Annotated in this window: 17 protein-coding genes and 1 tRNA gene; 7 read left to right on the forward strand and 11 right to left on the reverse strand. The window is 46.2% G+C overall.

The features are described 5' to 3' along the window. Positions 1-105 precede the first annotated feature (105 nt). The 4 genes from NIES593_RS11585 (at position 106) to NIES593_RS11600 (ending at position 2,380) form a co-directional block, all read left to right on the forward strand. Positions 106-453: an STAS domain-containing protein gene (locus tag NIES593_RS11585; protein WP_083602429.1), complete on the forward strand. Its 348-nt coding sequence runs from the start codon at positions 106-108 to the stop codon at positions 451-453. 183 nt (positions 454-636) lie between these two features. Then, positions 637-1,023, forward strand: a complete 387-nt coding sequence (locus NIES593_RS11590; protein ID WP_073599803.1) for a Mini-ribonuclease 3 — start codon at positions 637-639, stop codon at positions 1,021-1,023. Between the two features lie 35 nt (positions 1,024-1,058). Then, the gene (gene rlmB, locus NIES593_RS11595) at positions 1,059-1,997 is read left to right on the forward strand and encodes a 23S rRNA (guanosine(2251)-2'-O)-methyltransferase RlmB (RefSeq protein WP_073599728.1); all 939 of its coding nucleotides are present in this window, start codon (positions 1,059-1,061) and stop codon (positions 1,995-1,997) included. Positions 1,998-2,095: 98 nt separating this feature from the next. Continuing rightward, complete coding sequence (locus NIES593_RS11600) at positions 2,096-2,380, forward strand: DUF1816 domain-containing protein (RefSeq protein ID WP_073599729.1); 285 nt, start codon at positions 2,096-2,098, stop codon at positions 2,378-2,380. A gap of 64 nt (positions 2,381-2,444) precedes the next feature. On the opposite strand, the gene NIES593_RS11605 is transcribed toward NIES593_RS11600, so the two are convergent. The 8 genes from NIES593_RS11605 to NIES593_RS11635 all read right to left on the reverse strand — a co-directional run bounded on the left by NIES593_RS11605 (position 2,445) and on the right by NIES593_RS11635 (position 8,082). Continuing rightward, on the reverse strand, positions 2,445-3,377 hold the full coding sequence (locus NIES593_RS11605; protein ID WP_073599730.1) for a hypothetical protein: 933 nt from the start codon (positions 3,375-3,377) through the stop codon (positions 2,445-2,447). A 3-nt stretch (positions 3,378-3,380) separates the two neighbouring features. Next, entirely contained in the window at positions 3,381-4,196 is an 816-nt protein-coding gene (locus NIES593_RS11610) for an inositol monophosphatase family protein (RefSeq protein WP_073599804.1), read from the reverse strand. A gap of 77 nt (positions 4,197-4,273) precedes the next feature. After that, positions 4,274-4,870 (reverse strand): SAM-dependent methyltransferase, encoded by a 597-nt coding sequence (locus NIES593_RS11615; protein ID WP_073599731.1) that lies wholly within the window; start codon positions 4,868-4,870, stop codon positions 4,274-4,276. A 375-nt stretch (positions 4,871-5,245) separates the two neighbouring features. Beyond that, a complete protein-coding gene (locus tag NIES593_RS25190) occupies positions 5,246-5,380 on the reverse strand; it encodes a hypothetical protein (protein ID WP_281250729.1) in 135 nt (44 codons plus the stop codon). 187 nt (positions 5,381-5,567) lie between these two features. Continuing rightward, positions 5,568-5,640, reverse strand: a tRNA-Ala gene (locus NIES593_RS11620). Positions 5,641-5,750: 110 nt separating this feature from the next. Further along, on the reverse strand, positions 5,751-5,933 hold the full coding sequence (locus tag NIES593_RS11625; protein WP_015144503.1) for a hypothetical protein: 183 nt from the start codon (positions 5,931-5,933) through the stop codon (positions 5,751-5,753). A gap of 95 nt (positions 5,934-6,028) precedes the next feature. Continuing rightward, positions 6,029-6,799 carry an imidazole glycerol phosphate synthase subunit HisF gene (gene hisF / locus NIES593_RS11630; protein WP_073599732.1) on the reverse strand — a complete coding sequence of 257 codons (771 nt, stop codon included), beginning with the start codon at positions 6,797-6,799 and terminating at the stop codon, positions 6,029-6,031. A 29-nt stretch (positions 6,800-6,828) separates the two neighbouring features. Further along, positions 6,829-8,082, reverse strand: a complete 1,254-nt coding sequence (locus tag NIES593_RS11635; RefSeq protein ID WP_073599733.1) for a bifunctional folylpolyglutamate synthase/dihydrofolate synthase — start codon at positions 8,080-8,082, stop codon at positions 6,829-6,831. Between the two features lie 204 nt (positions 8,083-8,286). Between NIES593_RS11635 and NIES593_RS11640 the strand changes: the two genes are divergently transcribed. Continuing rightward, a complete protein-coding gene (locus tag NIES593_RS11640) occupies positions 8,287-9,717 on the forward strand; it encodes a carotenoid oxygenase family protein (protein WP_073599734.1) in 1,431 nt (476 codons plus the stop codon). Between the two features lie 58 nt (positions 9,718-9,775). Here NIES593_RS11640 and NIES593_RS11645 read toward each other — a convergent pair whose 3' ends face one another. The 3 genes from NIES593_RS11645 to NIES593_RS11655 all read right to left on the reverse strand — a co-directional run bounded on the left by NIES593_RS11645 (position 9,776) and on the right by NIES593_RS11655 (position 12,355). After that, the gene (locus tag NIES593_RS11645) at positions 9,776-10,144 is read right to left on the reverse strand and encodes a hypothetical protein (RefSeq protein WP_217651887.1); all 369 of its coding nucleotides are present in this window, start codon (positions 10,142-10,144) and stop codon (positions 9,776-9,778) included. 133 nt (positions 10,145-10,277) lie between these two features. After that, a complete protein-coding gene (locus NIES593_RS11650; RefSeq protein ID WP_073599735.1) occupies positions 10,278-10,601 on the reverse strand; it encodes a KGG domain-containing protein in 324 nt (107 codons plus the stop codon). A 323-nt stretch (positions 10,602-10,924) separates the two neighbouring features. Then, positions 10,925-12,355: an efflux RND transporter periplasmic adaptor subunit gene (locus NIES593_RS11655; protein WP_073599736.1), complete on the reverse strand. Its 1,431-nt coding sequence runs from the start codon at positions 12,353-12,355 to the stop codon at positions 10,925-10,927. Positions 12,356-12,620: 265 nt separating this feature from the next. Here NIES593_RS11655 and acpP point away from each other — a divergent pair, with 265 nt between their 5' ends. Beyond that, positions 12,621-12,869: an acyl carrier protein gene (gene acpP, locus NIES593_RS11660; protein ID WP_073599806.1), complete on the forward strand. Its 249-nt coding sequence runs from the start codon at positions 12,621-12,623 to the stop codon at positions 12,867-12,869. Positions 12,870-12,971: 102 nt separating this feature from the next. Next, complete coding sequence (gene fabF, locus NIES593_RS11665; protein ID WP_073599807.1) at positions 12,972-14,216, forward strand: beta-ketoacyl-ACP synthase II; 1,245 nt, start codon at positions 12,972-12,974, stop codon at positions 14,214-14,216. Positions 14,217-14,250: the final 34 nt, after the last annotated feature.

Below are 14,250 nucleotides of genomic sequence, written 5' to 3' on the forward strand. Positions count from 1 at the left end.
AAAATTGAGAGTTGATAACTGAGAATTCAGACTGCGCTATACTATAGCATTGACCTGTTAACCCTATGATGACTAAGGAGGGAAGCTATTCCTGAGCAACTAAACTTGACCGTCAGTTTGAGAGGAACTCGTGAAGTCAAGGACAACTACCAAATCTTTCGTTTGACTGGTTTGTTAGATGCTTTTTCCGAACCGACTTTTCGGAAAGTCCTCAGCACTTATATCGATGAAGGTCCCAAGAACGTTATCTTAGTCCTCTCGCAAATCGACTTCATCGACAGTTCTGGTTTGGGCGCTCTCGTTCAGCTCGTCAAGCAAGCCAAAACGGGAGGAGGCAGCCTGCAAATCGTTACCAATCCCCGCGTTACCCAGACGGTGAAACTCGTTCGTCTCGAAAATTTTCTCTCTCTTCAACCTTCGGTAGACGCAGCGATCGCTAATGTCACAAAATAGCTACCCTAGAAAAAGAAGGAGTCGCGATCGACTATTACCTAATGCTCTGGCCAGCAGAAAGTTGAAGGGTCACGAAAAAAATCGAGGTCAACGATAGGGGTGGACGTACAGCAGTCAAAGTGGAATCCAGTTAATCTCGTGTTCGTCCCTTCCCTCTCCCAAGGGACAGATGTTGGCTGTGAAATTGCCTGTACCGATACCGAACGCGCGGATCTAATCAGTCAATTGTCGCCAGCATCGCTAGCTTACATTGGGGATGCAGTCTACGAATTGTACGTGCGAACTCGCTATCTGCTGCCTCCAAAACGGTTATCCGATTACCACGATCGCGTGGTTGCTCAAGTTCGAGCAGAAAGCCAAGCAGCTTGTTTGCGCGTGCTAGAATCTTATCTCACCGACGAGGAACGGGAAATATTAAGGCGCGGGCGCAATGCTGCGACGGGAAAACCTCGCCGTTTATCGCCCGAACTCTATCAACAAGCAACGAGTTTAGAGACTTTGATTGGATATCTTTATCTTCAGAATCCTCGACGTTTAAATGAATTATTAGAACACCTTAATTTAGAGTAGATTTCTCAAAAAAAATTATTATTTCTTAACAAAGAATGGCTCAAAAGAAACGCCAAGCGCGGGAGACTGACACAAAAAAACGTCGAATCATTCCCGCTAAAGGTCGCACGGACAATTTTCCAGTCAGTCGCAAGCGCCTGCCGACCCCTCAAGCTGTCGAAGAAGAGGCTAGCGATCTCGTCTACGGTCGCCATCCCGTCATAGCGGCTTTAGAGAGCGATCGCCAGCTCAATCGGATTTGGATTGTTCCCAAATTACGCTATGATTCTCGCTTTCTCTCGCTTCTTCAAGATGCCAAAGCCAAGGGAACCGTTATTGATGAAGTTGACTCTTCCCGCCTCGATCGAATTACCCATGGAGCCAATCATCAGGGCATAGCGGCTCAAATCGCTCCTCATGCCTATATCGAACTAGCCGATTTAATCGAACGAGCCAAAGCCACTACTCCAGAACCCGTCATCGTGATTGCCGACGGAATCACCGATCCCCACAACTTGGGAGCAATTATTCGCACGGCGGAAGCCTTTGGAGCGCAGGGACTCGTCATTCCCCAACGACGAGCGGCCGGGATCACGTCTACAGTCATGAAAGTAGCGGCTGGTGCGCTGGAACACTTTCCCGTCGCCAGAGTGGTTAATCTGACTCGTGCCCTGGAAGAGTTAAAACAGGCAGGGTTTTGGATTTATGGCACTGCGGCGGGATCGGGTAAACCACTACACAGTATTAAATGGCACGGGGCTATAGGATTAGTTATCGGATCGGAAGGAGAAGGATTGAGTTTGCTGACGCAACGCTCCTGCGACGAGCTAGTCACGATTCCTTTAGCGGGGAAAACGCCTAGCTTGAATGCTTCTGTATCAGCCGCGATCGCTCTTTACGAGATTTATCGCCAGCGCTGGTCAGATAAACTTTATTTATCAAAGCCCGAATCTGTCTTCTCAGATACTTCCCAAAAGGAAGGTAAGGAAGTATAACAAATAAAGACGCTCGATAACGAAACATCAAGATTTGTTAAAAAATAAGATATAGAGTTTACATAGAAAATTTGAACAAAGCCAAGCTGGGGAAGGTAATGAAAGAATTTTTGCTTTGGATACTCAATCTTTTGGGATTAGCCTACTGGATAGAAATCGTCACCGATTACCCTAAATGTACCTACTATTTCGGTCCCTTTATGAGTTACGAAGAGGCTCGCATGGCTCAAGGGGGATACATCGAAGACTTGCAACAAGAAAAAGCGCAGGGAATTGCAGTCATTATCAAGCGAACCAAGCCAGTTACTCTGACAATTTTTGATGAAAAAGAAGACATCAAGCCATCCAAGAGAGTGATGAGCTTTGGTAGCTCGGTTTCTTAAATCTATTGGAGTTAATGGCCAGCCCCCTCGCTTAACTCCGAATGATGTTGAAACAGGCGGTCCGTTAAAACGAGATCGGTAGGGGGCGAATCGTACCGCCATAGTTTTCGTCATCCACGCCAACGAAAATTTCTCCTTTACTATTGTTGAGTTCGCGAATCGCAAGACCTTCTACCTTGAAGCCATCGACATTCGCTAAACGCTTTGGCGTGTCGCACAAAACTATCTGGGGCTTGCCGTTTTCGTTTTCCGCGATCGCGCCGATTTGCCAGATAATACTACTAAAAGGTCCTTTATTACCGGGATCGGAAGTTGAGGCGACATAAAGTCGGCTCTCGCGATCGATTTCCATCGCACTAATTAGGCGAACTTCAGAATCGCCAGGAATAGGATTAGTAAAAGTCACTTCCTCAATCGAACCAATCTTTAATGGCTGTAGCGATAGCGATGCCCATCGGATCTCGGTTGCGGGTTTTCCTTCTGCCCTTTCCGCATAAAGAAAGATTAACTGTTCTCCAACTTTTGCCACCGCAGTTCCTTCAACATTGCTAACGGGTGTAGGGAACCGAGTAAAAGCAATAATTTTTAATTGTGGTTGCTGGTATTGTGCTAAAAAAATTCGAGCAAATTGTTGACCTAGCGAACCGCTTTCTGCTAACAGAAAGTATTGAGTATTGGGGATGCGAGAAATGCTTTCTAAATCTTGAGCGATCTCCGATGAATCATTCCAGTTAAGATTAAGAAAACGCCAGAAAATTCCCCTCGATGACTGAGGAAGTTCTATCAGGGTTGCTCTGGGTTGAATGTCGCTCTGGAAATTTTTAGCATCGTGAACGGCGATGAATTTATCTCCTTCCAGCCAAGCTAGCCCGCTAATATCTGGGAATTTTCCCGTTAAAAATTGCGATTCTTGAGTGTTGGCAACGGAGTGAGTTCCCAGAAGTATAATTGCGAGCGAACAGAGAATGAGCGCGATCGCATTAATGCGTCTCTTCATTAGCTAAACTTTTTTGCCCAGAAATTCAACTAATGGTTTGAAAACGGATACCAACTCAGCCCGACTGACTGCCAAACAGGGAAAAGAGCGATCGCCATAATTGTGGCCCACTTTGAGAGGAAATATCGGTTGTGCAGCTAAGGAAACAAACACGCCGCCTGCTGCCTGTACGATGACCCACGCGGCGGCAATATCCCAAATTTTAGGCGTTGCTTCGACTCCGCCAAGGGCAGCCCCAGATGCCACGAGAAGTAAATTATAACTTGCTACTCCAATGGTGCGAATTTTGCAAGGAAACGGGCGCTTAAGAACGTCGGTACTGCGAGCACAGATGCTAAAAAGATGATTTTTACTGGGATTGTCGGGGCTGGTGTGAATCGGTTCGCCATTCATATACGCCCCAGTCGGACCAGTCAGTCCCGACTCTCCATACCAATAGCCATAGAAAGACTGATTTAGCTGCGGCAGGTGGACAAAACCAAAAACAGGCGTTCCTCGATAAAGCAATCCCAGAGAAATGCCCCAAATCGGAATTCCTCGCGTAAAGTTGGTCGTGCCGTCGATGGGATCGACGATCCAACACCAATCGTTAGCCGGAAAAATATGTTCGGTTTCTTCGGTGAGAACGCCATGGTCGGGGAATACAGTTGCGATCGCGTCTCGAATCTCTTTATCCGCCCATTTATCTGCCTGCGTCACCAACGTTCCGTCTTCCTTACGAGTTGGCTGCAATTTGCCGAAATCGGCAATTAACTGACTGCCGATATTTTTCGCCGTGGTTTGGGCAAACTCTAAAACCTGCGTCCAAAAATCTTGCATTAGCATTCGGGAAATAAAATTTAGGTTTTTGAGAATAGAGTCTCATTCTATACACAGTCATGCAATTCTGCGACTGCTTATTGCTTTGGAACAATCCATAAATAAATGGTAGTACCACCTACCTGCACGGTACGCTGGGGTTTCCAGTTGCCCATGTCGAAGGAGTGGGACACGATCCGAGTGCCCGGTCTGAGTTCCTGCAACAGTTTAGGACGAAGTTTTAAGTTGACTTCCGGTAGCAGGTAAAGCGTGACTACCGTTGCTTGGCGCAGGTCGGTTTTAAATAGGTCTTGCTGGATAAATCGCACTCGATCTGTCACTCCTGCCTTTTGAGCGTTGGCGTTAGACTCTTGAATGCGTTCTGGATCGATGTCTACACCGACGCCGCGCGCACCATATTTTTGCGCGGCAGTAATCGGAATTCGTCCATCTCCGCTGCCAAGATCATAAACCACGTCATTTTTATTGACTTGGGCAAGTTCTAGCATTGCCTCTACGACTGGTTGCGAGGTCGGGACGTAAGGTACGTCTCTTGGGCGTTCTTGGGGGGTTGTTGTTGGGGCGGGGGGTTGTGCCTGTGCTTTTAAGTCGCGCTTTTGCGCGTATCCAGTAATTGCTAAGCTGACAATACTAAGCCCTATAACCAGTAAAGTTGGGATTTTTTGGAAATACACGATTTTGTTCTCCTTGTCTCGATAGTCCAAAGGTATAAACGCTACAGGCAAATCCCAGCAAGGGAATAAAACCTGTTGGAATTATCCTAATCCCTATTCGACATCAAAATAAAACCGCGATCGCGTAGCTTGAATCAACTAACCAATAAGACGAGCCGCTATCATTTTCTGCGATCGGAAATTATCCACCAGGAAATTAATTTTCGGCTCATATAGAAAGTCCATTTGTATCGATTAGGCTATAAAATTTGGAGTCGGTTTAAACGGACTTAATATGTGAGACGGAGAATTTATTCTCCGGCGGACTTGCTAATACCAATTTGAAAAATCTTGGCTACAGATGGGTTTTTAAAACCTTTATGAGATGGGTCTTTCTCAATCCAAAATCCACAATCCTTTCATCCAAAATGGTATGATACCAATTTTCAGGTTTTCGCGATCGACATTCTTCTCCCCTCTCCCTATTTGGGAGAGGGGTTGGGGGTGAGGGCAATCGACTATCTCTGTCATTAATGAATGAAAAATAGTATAAGAAATTGGGGAGGTGCGATCGCGATTCAGCACGTAACCCGCTAGGAAATTAATTTCCTGGCTAACATATTTTTAATGGACTAGCCTATGCAATTTAGAGTCGGTTGCAACAGGAAAATAATCCTTCCAGTGACATTTTCTGAGAACGAGCTGGCAAAACCGAGCATGGAGCTAAGCGGATTTGAACCGCTGACCCCTGCAATGCCATTGCAGTGCTCTACCAACTGAGCTATAACCCCATAAAGCGCATCTTCTATCTTGCCTTATTTTTTTTATTTTGTCAAGGGTTAATTAATTAACTTTTAGTAATAAAATTAATTAAAAAAAATAAAGTATCGGTCAGCCGAAGTTAGATCAAATAGCTCAAGCAATGACCCATCAGGAAATAAACGACTAACATCGCCGCAGCAGCGAGGGCAACCAGAGTTCCGGCCAGCATGAGGGAAAATTCTTGCTGCTCGAACGCCTCTTGCATAAGATGAAGCGACCAAGCTACCAAAGCCACATCAAATATGAGAATAGGAATCAACATATTTTAAAAAATGTTAACTTTAATCTATTCTAATACATATTTTTAAGGTGGAAAATCTTGGCTACTCTAACCTTAAGATTATCTCAATACTTTTCTTACAGTGTCCGCGTCGGGACTTGGCGTTCTTGCAGGTAGGTTTTTACTTGGGAGATAGTTAATTGTCCGTAATGCAGCAGGGAAGCCAATAACGCTGCTTCTGCCCTCCCTTGTGTAAGGGCTTCATAGATGTGTTGGCAGTTGCCAGCCCCTCCAGAAGCAATGACGGGAATTTCTACTCGTTCGGCAATGGTGCGAGTTAACGCTAAGTCATACCCTGCCTGGGTTCCGTCGGCATCCATGCTAGTAACGAGCAACTCTCCCGCGCCTCGTTTTTGGGCTTCTTTTGCCCAGGCGATCGCGTCGATCCCCGTATTTTCCCGGCCGCCGCGCACGTAAACATCCCAGCCCGGATTGCTAGGATCGTTGCGCCGTCTAGCATCGATCGCAATTACAATACACTGTTTGCCAAAGCGATCGCTAGCTTCGTCGATCAAATCTGGGTTGCGTACTGCTGCCGAATTAATACTAACTTTATCTGCCCCCGCTCTTAACAAATTTTTAATCATTTCTAAGGATTGGATGCCTCCGCCAACGGTTAGAGGAATAAAAACTTGTTCCGCCGTCCGGTAAACGACATCGATAATGATGTCGCGATCTTCGTGGGTTGCTGTAATATCGAGGAAGACCAGTTCGTCTGCACCTGCATCGTTGTAGATTTTAGCAAGTTCTACTGGGTCGCCAGCATCTTTGAGATCGACAAAATTCACGCCTTTGACGACGCGACCCGCTTTTACATCCAAACAAGGCAAAATTCTCTTGGCAAGCATCAGTTAAATCAGTTGTCGGTAAACAGTTATCAGTTATCAGTGTAAGTGTTTCTCTGATGTTGCAAAAAATGTCCCACTAGATATAAAGAACCGCATAAAATAACCAAGCGATTGGGATGAGTGTGAATAGCAGTCTCTAAAGCGAGAAAAAGATCGGGAAAGGTTTGAAGGCTTTCTAATCCCGGACAAATTTTTGCTGCTAGCGTTGCCAGATCTTTTGGATCGGCGGTACTATGGTCGGGAATGGGGACGAGATATAAATGTTCGCCCGATCGCAGTAAGGCTTTAAAAATCTCGTCGTGTTCTTTATTAGAAAGAATGCCCATCACCCAAACAATGGGTTTCTCTAGGGTATCGACATATTGACGCAAAGCTTTGGCGGCGGCGGGGTTGTGTGCCCCATCGATGAGGAGGGGATAATGATTCCAGGTCGTCCATTGCATGCGTCCCAACCAGCGAGTTTTTGCCATTCCAGTTTGAATTGCCGCTAAGGGAATCTGCCAACCTTGTTGCTGGAGAATTTGCAAAGACGCGATCGCAATGGCAGAATTCATTAATTGAATGTCTCCCAATAAAGGCAAAGGATATTCAATTTCTCCATATTTGGCCCAACCTTCTTTGAGTTTTTCCGCTGGTTCTACCCAAACGGCAGGACAATTTAATTGTTGGATTCGTGCAGAAATAACCGCTTTTGCTTCGCCTGGAAGGTTACCAATGACGGCGGGACGATTGGGTTTAAGGATGCCTGCCTTTTCGCCTGCGATATCTGCAAGGGTTGGACCGAGAACTTGCCAGTGTTCGCGACTGATAGAAGTGATGACGCTAACTAGAGGGCGATCGCAAACATTTGTTGCATCCAATCGTCCGCCCAATCCCACTTCTATAATGGCAATATCTACCCGCGATCGGGCAAAATATAACCAAGCCGCAGCCGTAATGACTTCAAATTGAGTCGGACTTTCTTCATTTGCTGCGATCGCAACCCGAACTTGTTGAATAATTTCTTCTAGGTCGCGGGAAGAAATAGGCTGGTCGTTAATGCAAATGCGTTCCGTCCAATCGACTAAATGGGGAGAAATATAGCGTCCGACTTTGTAGCCCGCTTCTGCAAGTACTGTAGAAAGATAGGCGCAAACAGAACCTTTGCCATTGGTTCCCGCTACGTGAATTAGAGGAACGCTGCGATGGGGATTGCCTAAAGCTGCTAGGAGGCGTTCTATGCGTTCTAATCCGAGATGAACGCCAAAGCGTTGAAAGGGCTTGAGGAGAGAGTCAATGGTCACGTAGGAGTTGATTGTGTAGACTTAATTACTACAATAAATGGTTTGTGTATCGCGGGCGATCGCATCTCCTAGATTAAAAAACTTATACATTTGATTTTTCCACTGCTGGTAATTTCATTCATCAAGCATCCCTCTATAAATCTCCTAGATCGATCGCCAATTCCCAATCCAAAATAGTATAACGTTACCCAAGTTACCTAAGAGATGCTAAGTAGCGATCGCAAAGCTTGGTCAAAAGCTATTGAAAAACCCGCCCAAGAATTTCCTCTGACTCCTCTACCCGTCCTCTATGGCAAAATTCCCGAAGGGCTGCGGGGAAGTTTCTATCGCAACGGGCCCGGACGCTTAGAACGAGGTGGAATGCGAGTGGGACATTGGTTTGATGGAGATGGGGCAATCTTAGCCGTCCATTTTAACGATGCAGGGGCAAGGGGAACTTATCGCTATGTCCAAACGGATGGCTATCAAAAAGAAGCAGCTGCCAATAAATTTCTGTTTCCCAATTATGGCATGAAGGCTCCAGGAGCATTTTGGAATCAATGGGGAAAAAAGGTCAAAAATTCGGCTAATACTTCGGTTTTGGCTTTGCCAGACAAACTATTAGCCCTTTGGGAAGGGGGCAATCCCCACGCACTGGATTTAGAGACGCTAGAAACTAAGGGACTCGATAATTTATCGGGATTGACAAGAAGCGAACCGTTTTCCGCCCATCCTAAAATCGATCCTCGGACAGGAGAAATTTTTAATTTTGGTATCGTTGCCGAGTTAAGTATCACGCTGAATCTTTACCGATTCGATCGCACTGGCAAAGTTGCGAACAAGAATGCGATCGAATGGAAAGACTTGCCTTTAATCCACGATTTTGTCTTAACGGGGCAGTATTTAGTCTTTTTTGTTCCGCCAGTTCGAGTCAATATCTTGAACGTTGTATCGGGGATGAAGAGTTTCAGCGATGCGATGCAGTGGAAACCGGAATTGGGTACGCAAGTTCTCGTATTCGATCGCGATACGCTTTCTCTTGTCAGTCGTGGCGAAGCCGATCCCTGGTTTCAGTGGCATTTCGGAAATGGATATACAGATACTGATGGGTCGCTTGTCATTATAGTTGCCCGCTATCGAGATTTTCAGACCAATCAGAATTTAAAAGAAGTCGCCACGGGGAAGATAGAAACTCCAGCCAAGGCAACGCTGTGGCAAATTCGCCTCAATCCCCAGACGGGGAAAGTTATCTCCACCGAAGAAGTTCTGGACAAGGAATGCGAATTTCCTACCGTTGCGCCCCATCAAGTCGGACAGCCATGGCGCTATAGTTATTTATCAACCCATCGAGACGGCGCGAATAATTCTCAAGAACTCTTCAGCGCGATCGCTCGTTTTGACCATAAAACGAGCAATTTGTCAATAGCAGACCCAGGAGAAAATTGCTATCCCAGCGAACCAATTTTTGTCCCCAATGGTCCAAATTCAGAAGAAGGCTGGGTGTTGACAGTAGTTTACGATGGCAATAGCGATACTAGCGAAGTGAGAATTTACGGGTGCGATCGCTTAGAAGACGAACCCATCTGTTGTTTGGGATTGCCAAGCGTCGTTCCTCACGGCTTCCACGGAACTTGGAAACCTGCTCGACTAAGATAATTCACATTCGCAATTAACGATTAATCAATTGCGAATGTGAATGGCGAACGCGTTATTTTTACCACCAAATTCGATTGCCGTTTTCGTCCATGCGAGCTTGACGAATGACATCAGAAATTTCTTCTGCATCCTTGACATGGTGAAGTGCTTTCTTTTCACCATTGGGATATTCCACAATAAAATAAGTTGGGACTTTAATATGGTCGCCCGTGATATCTGGAACGTCAACGGCGATTTGTTTGGCTTTTTGTTCAATTGTTTGAGGTTCATCGGCAATGCGATCGCCAGGATTGGCTGCTAAACTTCTTGCTTTAGGACTGAGTTTTTGTTCGGCTGGAACAGTATCTTTGGCTTCTACTGGAATTTCTTCAGAATTAATAGACAGATCTCGATTTTTTAATTGTTCTGTAACTTTTTCTCGTTGCATAGTTCGCTCTTTTCTAAACAACATTTTTCCCGATTGCTATCCTTTTACTTGCTTCCGGTAGCATTGTGCTAGCGCTGGTCGAACGTAGATGTGGAAATATTCCACTTCCCGCCTCATTTCGACAGCAATAAATCTATTCGTTTTTTTGGCTTTGCCGTTCTGTTGTTGCAGGTTGTTTGTGGCTACTGCCATTAGCGTTTTTGTCTTCTTCTTTGCTTTTATTTTCGTCTCGATTGCTTTTACGCGAACTCTTGCCACCTTCGCGACCGATCTCTGCCATGTGTTCGCGGTCTTTACTCACAGCTTCACCCCCCTTACGACCAGCTTCTCTGGCTTCTTCTGGGGTAAACTCGTGGGCAGTTCCCTTGGCATGGGCTGCTTTTCCGCCTTTGCTGGCAATTTCGCGCTGCTTTTGTGCATCCATGGATGCAAATCCACGTTTGCTCGTGTCGGTCATAAAATATCTCCTTTTGCTCGCAGTTTTTATATTGAGTAATTGCTCGAATATTTATATCTAATTTAAAAAAAAATAAGACCGATCGGCTTCTTACTAAAAGGAGAGTTTTCGCTCAAGCTAAAGACATAGTTTTTGAGTTATCAGTCATCCATTACCAGTTATCAACAATGAGAAAAAAATTGGTTGAGCGATCGCGCCTCAATTTAACCGATCGGAAGGAGTAGGCTGGCGATCGCTCATAGCAATTCTAAACATCAAATTTTCTGCTCTTTTGATAAAAACTTGCCCAAACCTAAAATGAAGGATAATAAAATTTCAAGTTCTTATTTTTCTATCTCTTTCTGGTCTTTGTTTTCTGGCAGATCGACAAATACTCGCTCTCCGGGGGTCAATCCATTTAGGATTTGGGTTTTGTCATTGAGGACGAGTCCGATGGTTACGGGTTTAAACATAGGTTTTTGGTTTTCGTCGGGAACCATCACTCCAGTTTGACCTTCTTGGGTGACGATCGCGACCGTGGGAACCACCAAAGCGTTGCTAAGTTGTCTGCCCACAAAATCGACATCGACGTTCATCTTAGAACGCAGCGTCTCTTGACCGGTGAGAATACGAACGGTAACCTCAAACGAAGTCACGTTTTGCTCGACCACAGCTTCTGGAGCGATTTTAACAACCTGTCCTTGAAAAACCTTATCGGGATAGGCATCAGCAACGATTCTTGCAGGTTGTCCCAATTGCAATTGACCGATATCGACTTCCGGTACTTTAGCAACAACTTCTAGCCCATTTGCCAGTGCTAGAATGGATGCTGAGGTAGCAGAAGCCGTAGCGGAAGCAGAAGTCGTCGGCGTGACAAAAGCACCAACCGTTGCATATTTCTGGGTAACCACCCCATCAAAAGGCGCTCTAATAAAAGTGTCTTGATATTGAATTTTAATTCGTTCGAGTTCTGCTCTGGCTGCTTCTGCGGCAGCTTGGAGTTGGGCAAGTTCTATTTCCGCAGTTTTTTGGCGCTGCTCCAATTGAACTTGGGCTTCGGCAACAGCTGCTTTTAGGCGATCTATTTCGGGAAAGCTAGTCGTTTTAGCTTGCTCAAAACGCTGTTGCGCTTCCATCCCAGTGGCTAGAGCCGTCCGAAAATCATTTAACACTGCGTCGTATTCATCTTGAGTCACCGCCCCTTCCTTGAGTAAGGCTCCATTGCGCTGAATGCGAGCTTGTGCCAATTGAAATCGCGCTTCAGCAGCCTGGAGTTGCGCTTGTGCTTGTTTAATGTCTTTGGGAAGTTTGGCTTGAGCTTGTTTGAGACTGGCTTGAGCCTGAGCTAAACGGGTTTTGGCTTGGGCAATTTCTCCTGGAATTCTAAGCTGCGCTTCCTTCAACTGGGCAAGGGCTTGTTTGAATTTTGCTTGAGCTTGGTATCCCTGCGCCTGAATTTCAAAATTTTCCATCACGGCAAGAATTTGCCCTTTTTTGACTCGCATGCCTTGAGTAACTCGTAACTGTACTAAGCGACCGGGGTTTTTCGGGCTAATATTGACGCTCTCAATCGGCTCGACAGTTCCGCTGGCTTCTATTTCCGCTGCCAAGGTCTCTTTTGTGGCAGGGACGGTCAGTTGCTCGACCAACTGCTCGGATGAGGGAGTTTCGACCATCCGATAAGTCATCAAACCGACAACTAGGATACCGCCTGTCATAATTCCCAGTATCCAAAGAAGCGGATTTTTCAATTTGCCTTGCAGGGGAAATTCCATGGAATGAAGAATAAAACGATTTACTTGGCACCCTAAATTGTGCTTTGTAAGTTTATACTAACCTTTCTCTATTGCCGAGCGAGGTAATGGTTGTTTATGGTAGCCGATAATATGCTAGATTCAGGTTTATGTTTGCTTCACTTTGAGAAAATGGGGCAAGAAAAAGATTAAATTTATAGAGTGTCGATCGAGAAGCGGGAATCCCGCTTTGCTTTCGACTCGCGTTCTCGGTAATACGAGGTTTTTAGCGGTTAAGGAAACAGCAATGAATCAAGAAGTTTTTGAAAAGGTCAAAAAAATTGTTGTCGAACAACTAGAAGTCAATCCCGATGAGGTCAAGCCCGAATCTAGCTTTGCTAACGACTTGGGTGCAGATTCTCTAGATACCGTCGAATTGGTGATGGCGCTAGAAGAAGAATTTGATATTGAAATCCCCGATGAGGCAGCCGAACAGATCGATACTGTCGCTAAAGCAGTAGAGTATATCAGCCAGAAGATAGAGGCTGCTGCTTAGATTTTATTGTTATAGACTTTGGCATCGCCAAATCATTACATTAATTACTTTCCGTATTATCTGCATTCCGGGCAAAATCAAGCCTTTATCAATCGTAGGATCGTGGCAAATATGCAACTCAAACGTGTCGTCGTAACGGGGCTAGGTGCGATTACCCCGATTGGAAATAACCTCACTGAATACTGGGAAGGGTTGTTAAGCGGGCGTAACGGAATTGCTCCCATTACCCGATTTGACGCTTCGCAGCATGCCTGTCGCATTGCCGCCGAAGTCAAAGGTTTTGACCCTCACGACTACCTCGATCGCAAAGACGCTAAGCGGATGGATCGCTTCTCCCAGTTGGGCGTAGCTGCTAGCTTGCAGGCACTTGCCGATGCCAAACTGACGATCGACGATTTGAATGCAGACCAAGTGGGGGTAATTATCGGAACTGGTGTTGGCGGGCTGAAAGTCCTCGAAGATCAGCAAGAAGTCTTGCTCGCACGCGGTCCGAGTCGAATTAGTCCCTTTATGATTCCCATGATGATCGCCAATATGGCAGCGGGACTGACTGCGATTCATACAGGGGCAAAAGGTCCCAATACCTGTACGGTGACGGCCTGTGCGGCTGGATCGAACGCGATCGGCGATGCCTTTCGTCTAATTCAGCGAGGATACGCAAAAGCGATGATTTGCGGCGGAACGGAAGCAGCAGTAACGCCGTTATCGATGGCGGGCTTTGCCTCGATGAAAGCGCTGTCCACTCGCAATGAAGACCCAGCCCGTGCGTCCCGACCTTTCGATCGCGATCGCGACGGCTTCGTCATGGGAGAAGGGGCAGGAATCTTGATCCTAGAAGAATTGGAACAAGCCCTAGAACGCGATGCCAAAATTTATGCAGAAATCGTCGGCTACGGCATGACTTGCGACGCCTATCACATGACCGCACCGTCGGGTCAAGGGGCAACGCAAGCGATCGAACTCGCCCTCAAAGATGGAGGGCTGCAACCAGAGGCGATTCACTATATCAACGCTCACGGAACGAGTACGCCTGCCAACGATCCGACAGAAACTAAGGCAATTAAGAAAGCCCTGGGAGAACAGGCCTATAAAGTAGCGATTAGTTCCACCAAATCGATGACGGGACACCTGCTGGGAGGATCTGGCGGGATTGAAGCCGTGGCAACGGTAATGGCGATCGCCTGCGACCGCATTCCGCCTACGATCAATCTAGAAAACCCCGACCCCGAATGCGATTTGGATTACGTGCCCGGTCAAAGTCGTGCCCAAACAGTAGAAGCCGCCCTCTCCAATTCCTTTGGCTTTGGCGGCCACAACGTTACGCTAGCTTTCAAAAAATATCATTGAATCTAGCTTTTAGAATTTTTTAAAAATTCGCCAT

The sequence above is a fragment of the Hydrococcus rivularis NIES-593 genome, assembly GCF_001904635.1.
GTDB lineage: Bacteria > Cyanobacteriota > Cyanobacteriia > Cyanobacteriales > Microcystaceae > Hydrococcus > Hydrococcus rivularis.

Excerpts from the sequence above, each read along its gene's own strand:
- rlmB (WP_073599728.1), top strand. The coding sequence starts at position 1,059 with ATGGCTCAAAAGAAACGCCAAGCGCGGGAGACTGACACAAAAAAACGT.
- NIES593_RS11600 (WP_073599729.1), top strand. The coding sequence starts at position 2,096 with ATGAAAGAATTTTTGCTTTGGATACTCAATCTTTTGGGATTAGCCTAC.
- NIES593_RS11605 (WP_073599730.1), bottom strand. The coding sequence starts at position 3,377 with ATGAAGAGACGCATTAATGCGATCGCGCTCATTCTCTGTTCGCTCGCA.
- NIES593_RS11610 (WP_073599804.1), bottom strand. The coding sequence starts at position 4,196 with ATGCAAGATTTTTGGACGCAGGTTTTAGAGTTTGCCCAAACCACGGCG.
- NIES593_RS25190 (WP_281250729.1), bottom strand. The coding sequence starts at position 5,380 with ATGACAGAGATAGTCGATTGCCCTCACCCCCAACCCCTCTCCCAAATA.
- NIES593_RS11625 (WP_015144503.1), bottom strand. The coding sequence starts at position 5,933 with ATGTTGATTCCTATTCTCATATTTGATGTGGCTTTGGTAGCTTGGTCG.
- hisF (WP_073599732.1), bottom strand. The coding sequence starts at position 6,799 with ATGCTTGCCAAGAGAATTTTGCCTTGTTTGGATGTAAAAGCGGGTCGC.
- NIES593_RS11640 (WP_073599734.1), top strand. The coding sequence starts at position 8,287 with ATGCTAAGTAGCGATCGCAAAGCTTGGTCAAAAGCTATTGAAAAACCC.
- NIES593_RS11645 (WP_217651887.1), bottom strand. The coding sequence starts at position 10,144 with ATGCAACGAGAAAAAGTTACAGAACAATTAAAAAATCGAGATCTGTCT.
- NIES593_RS11650 (WP_073599735.1), bottom strand. The coding sequence starts at position 10,601 with ATGACCGACACGAGCAAACGTGGATTTGCATCCATGGATGCACAAAAG.
- NIES593_RS11655 (WP_073599736.1), bottom strand. The coding sequence starts at position 12,355 with ATGGAATTTCCCCTGCAAGGCAAATTGAAAAATCCGCTTCTTTGGATA.
- acpP (WP_073599806.1), top strand. The coding sequence starts at position 12,621 with ATGAATCAAGAAGTTTTTGAAAAGGTCAAAAAAATTGTTGTCGAACAA.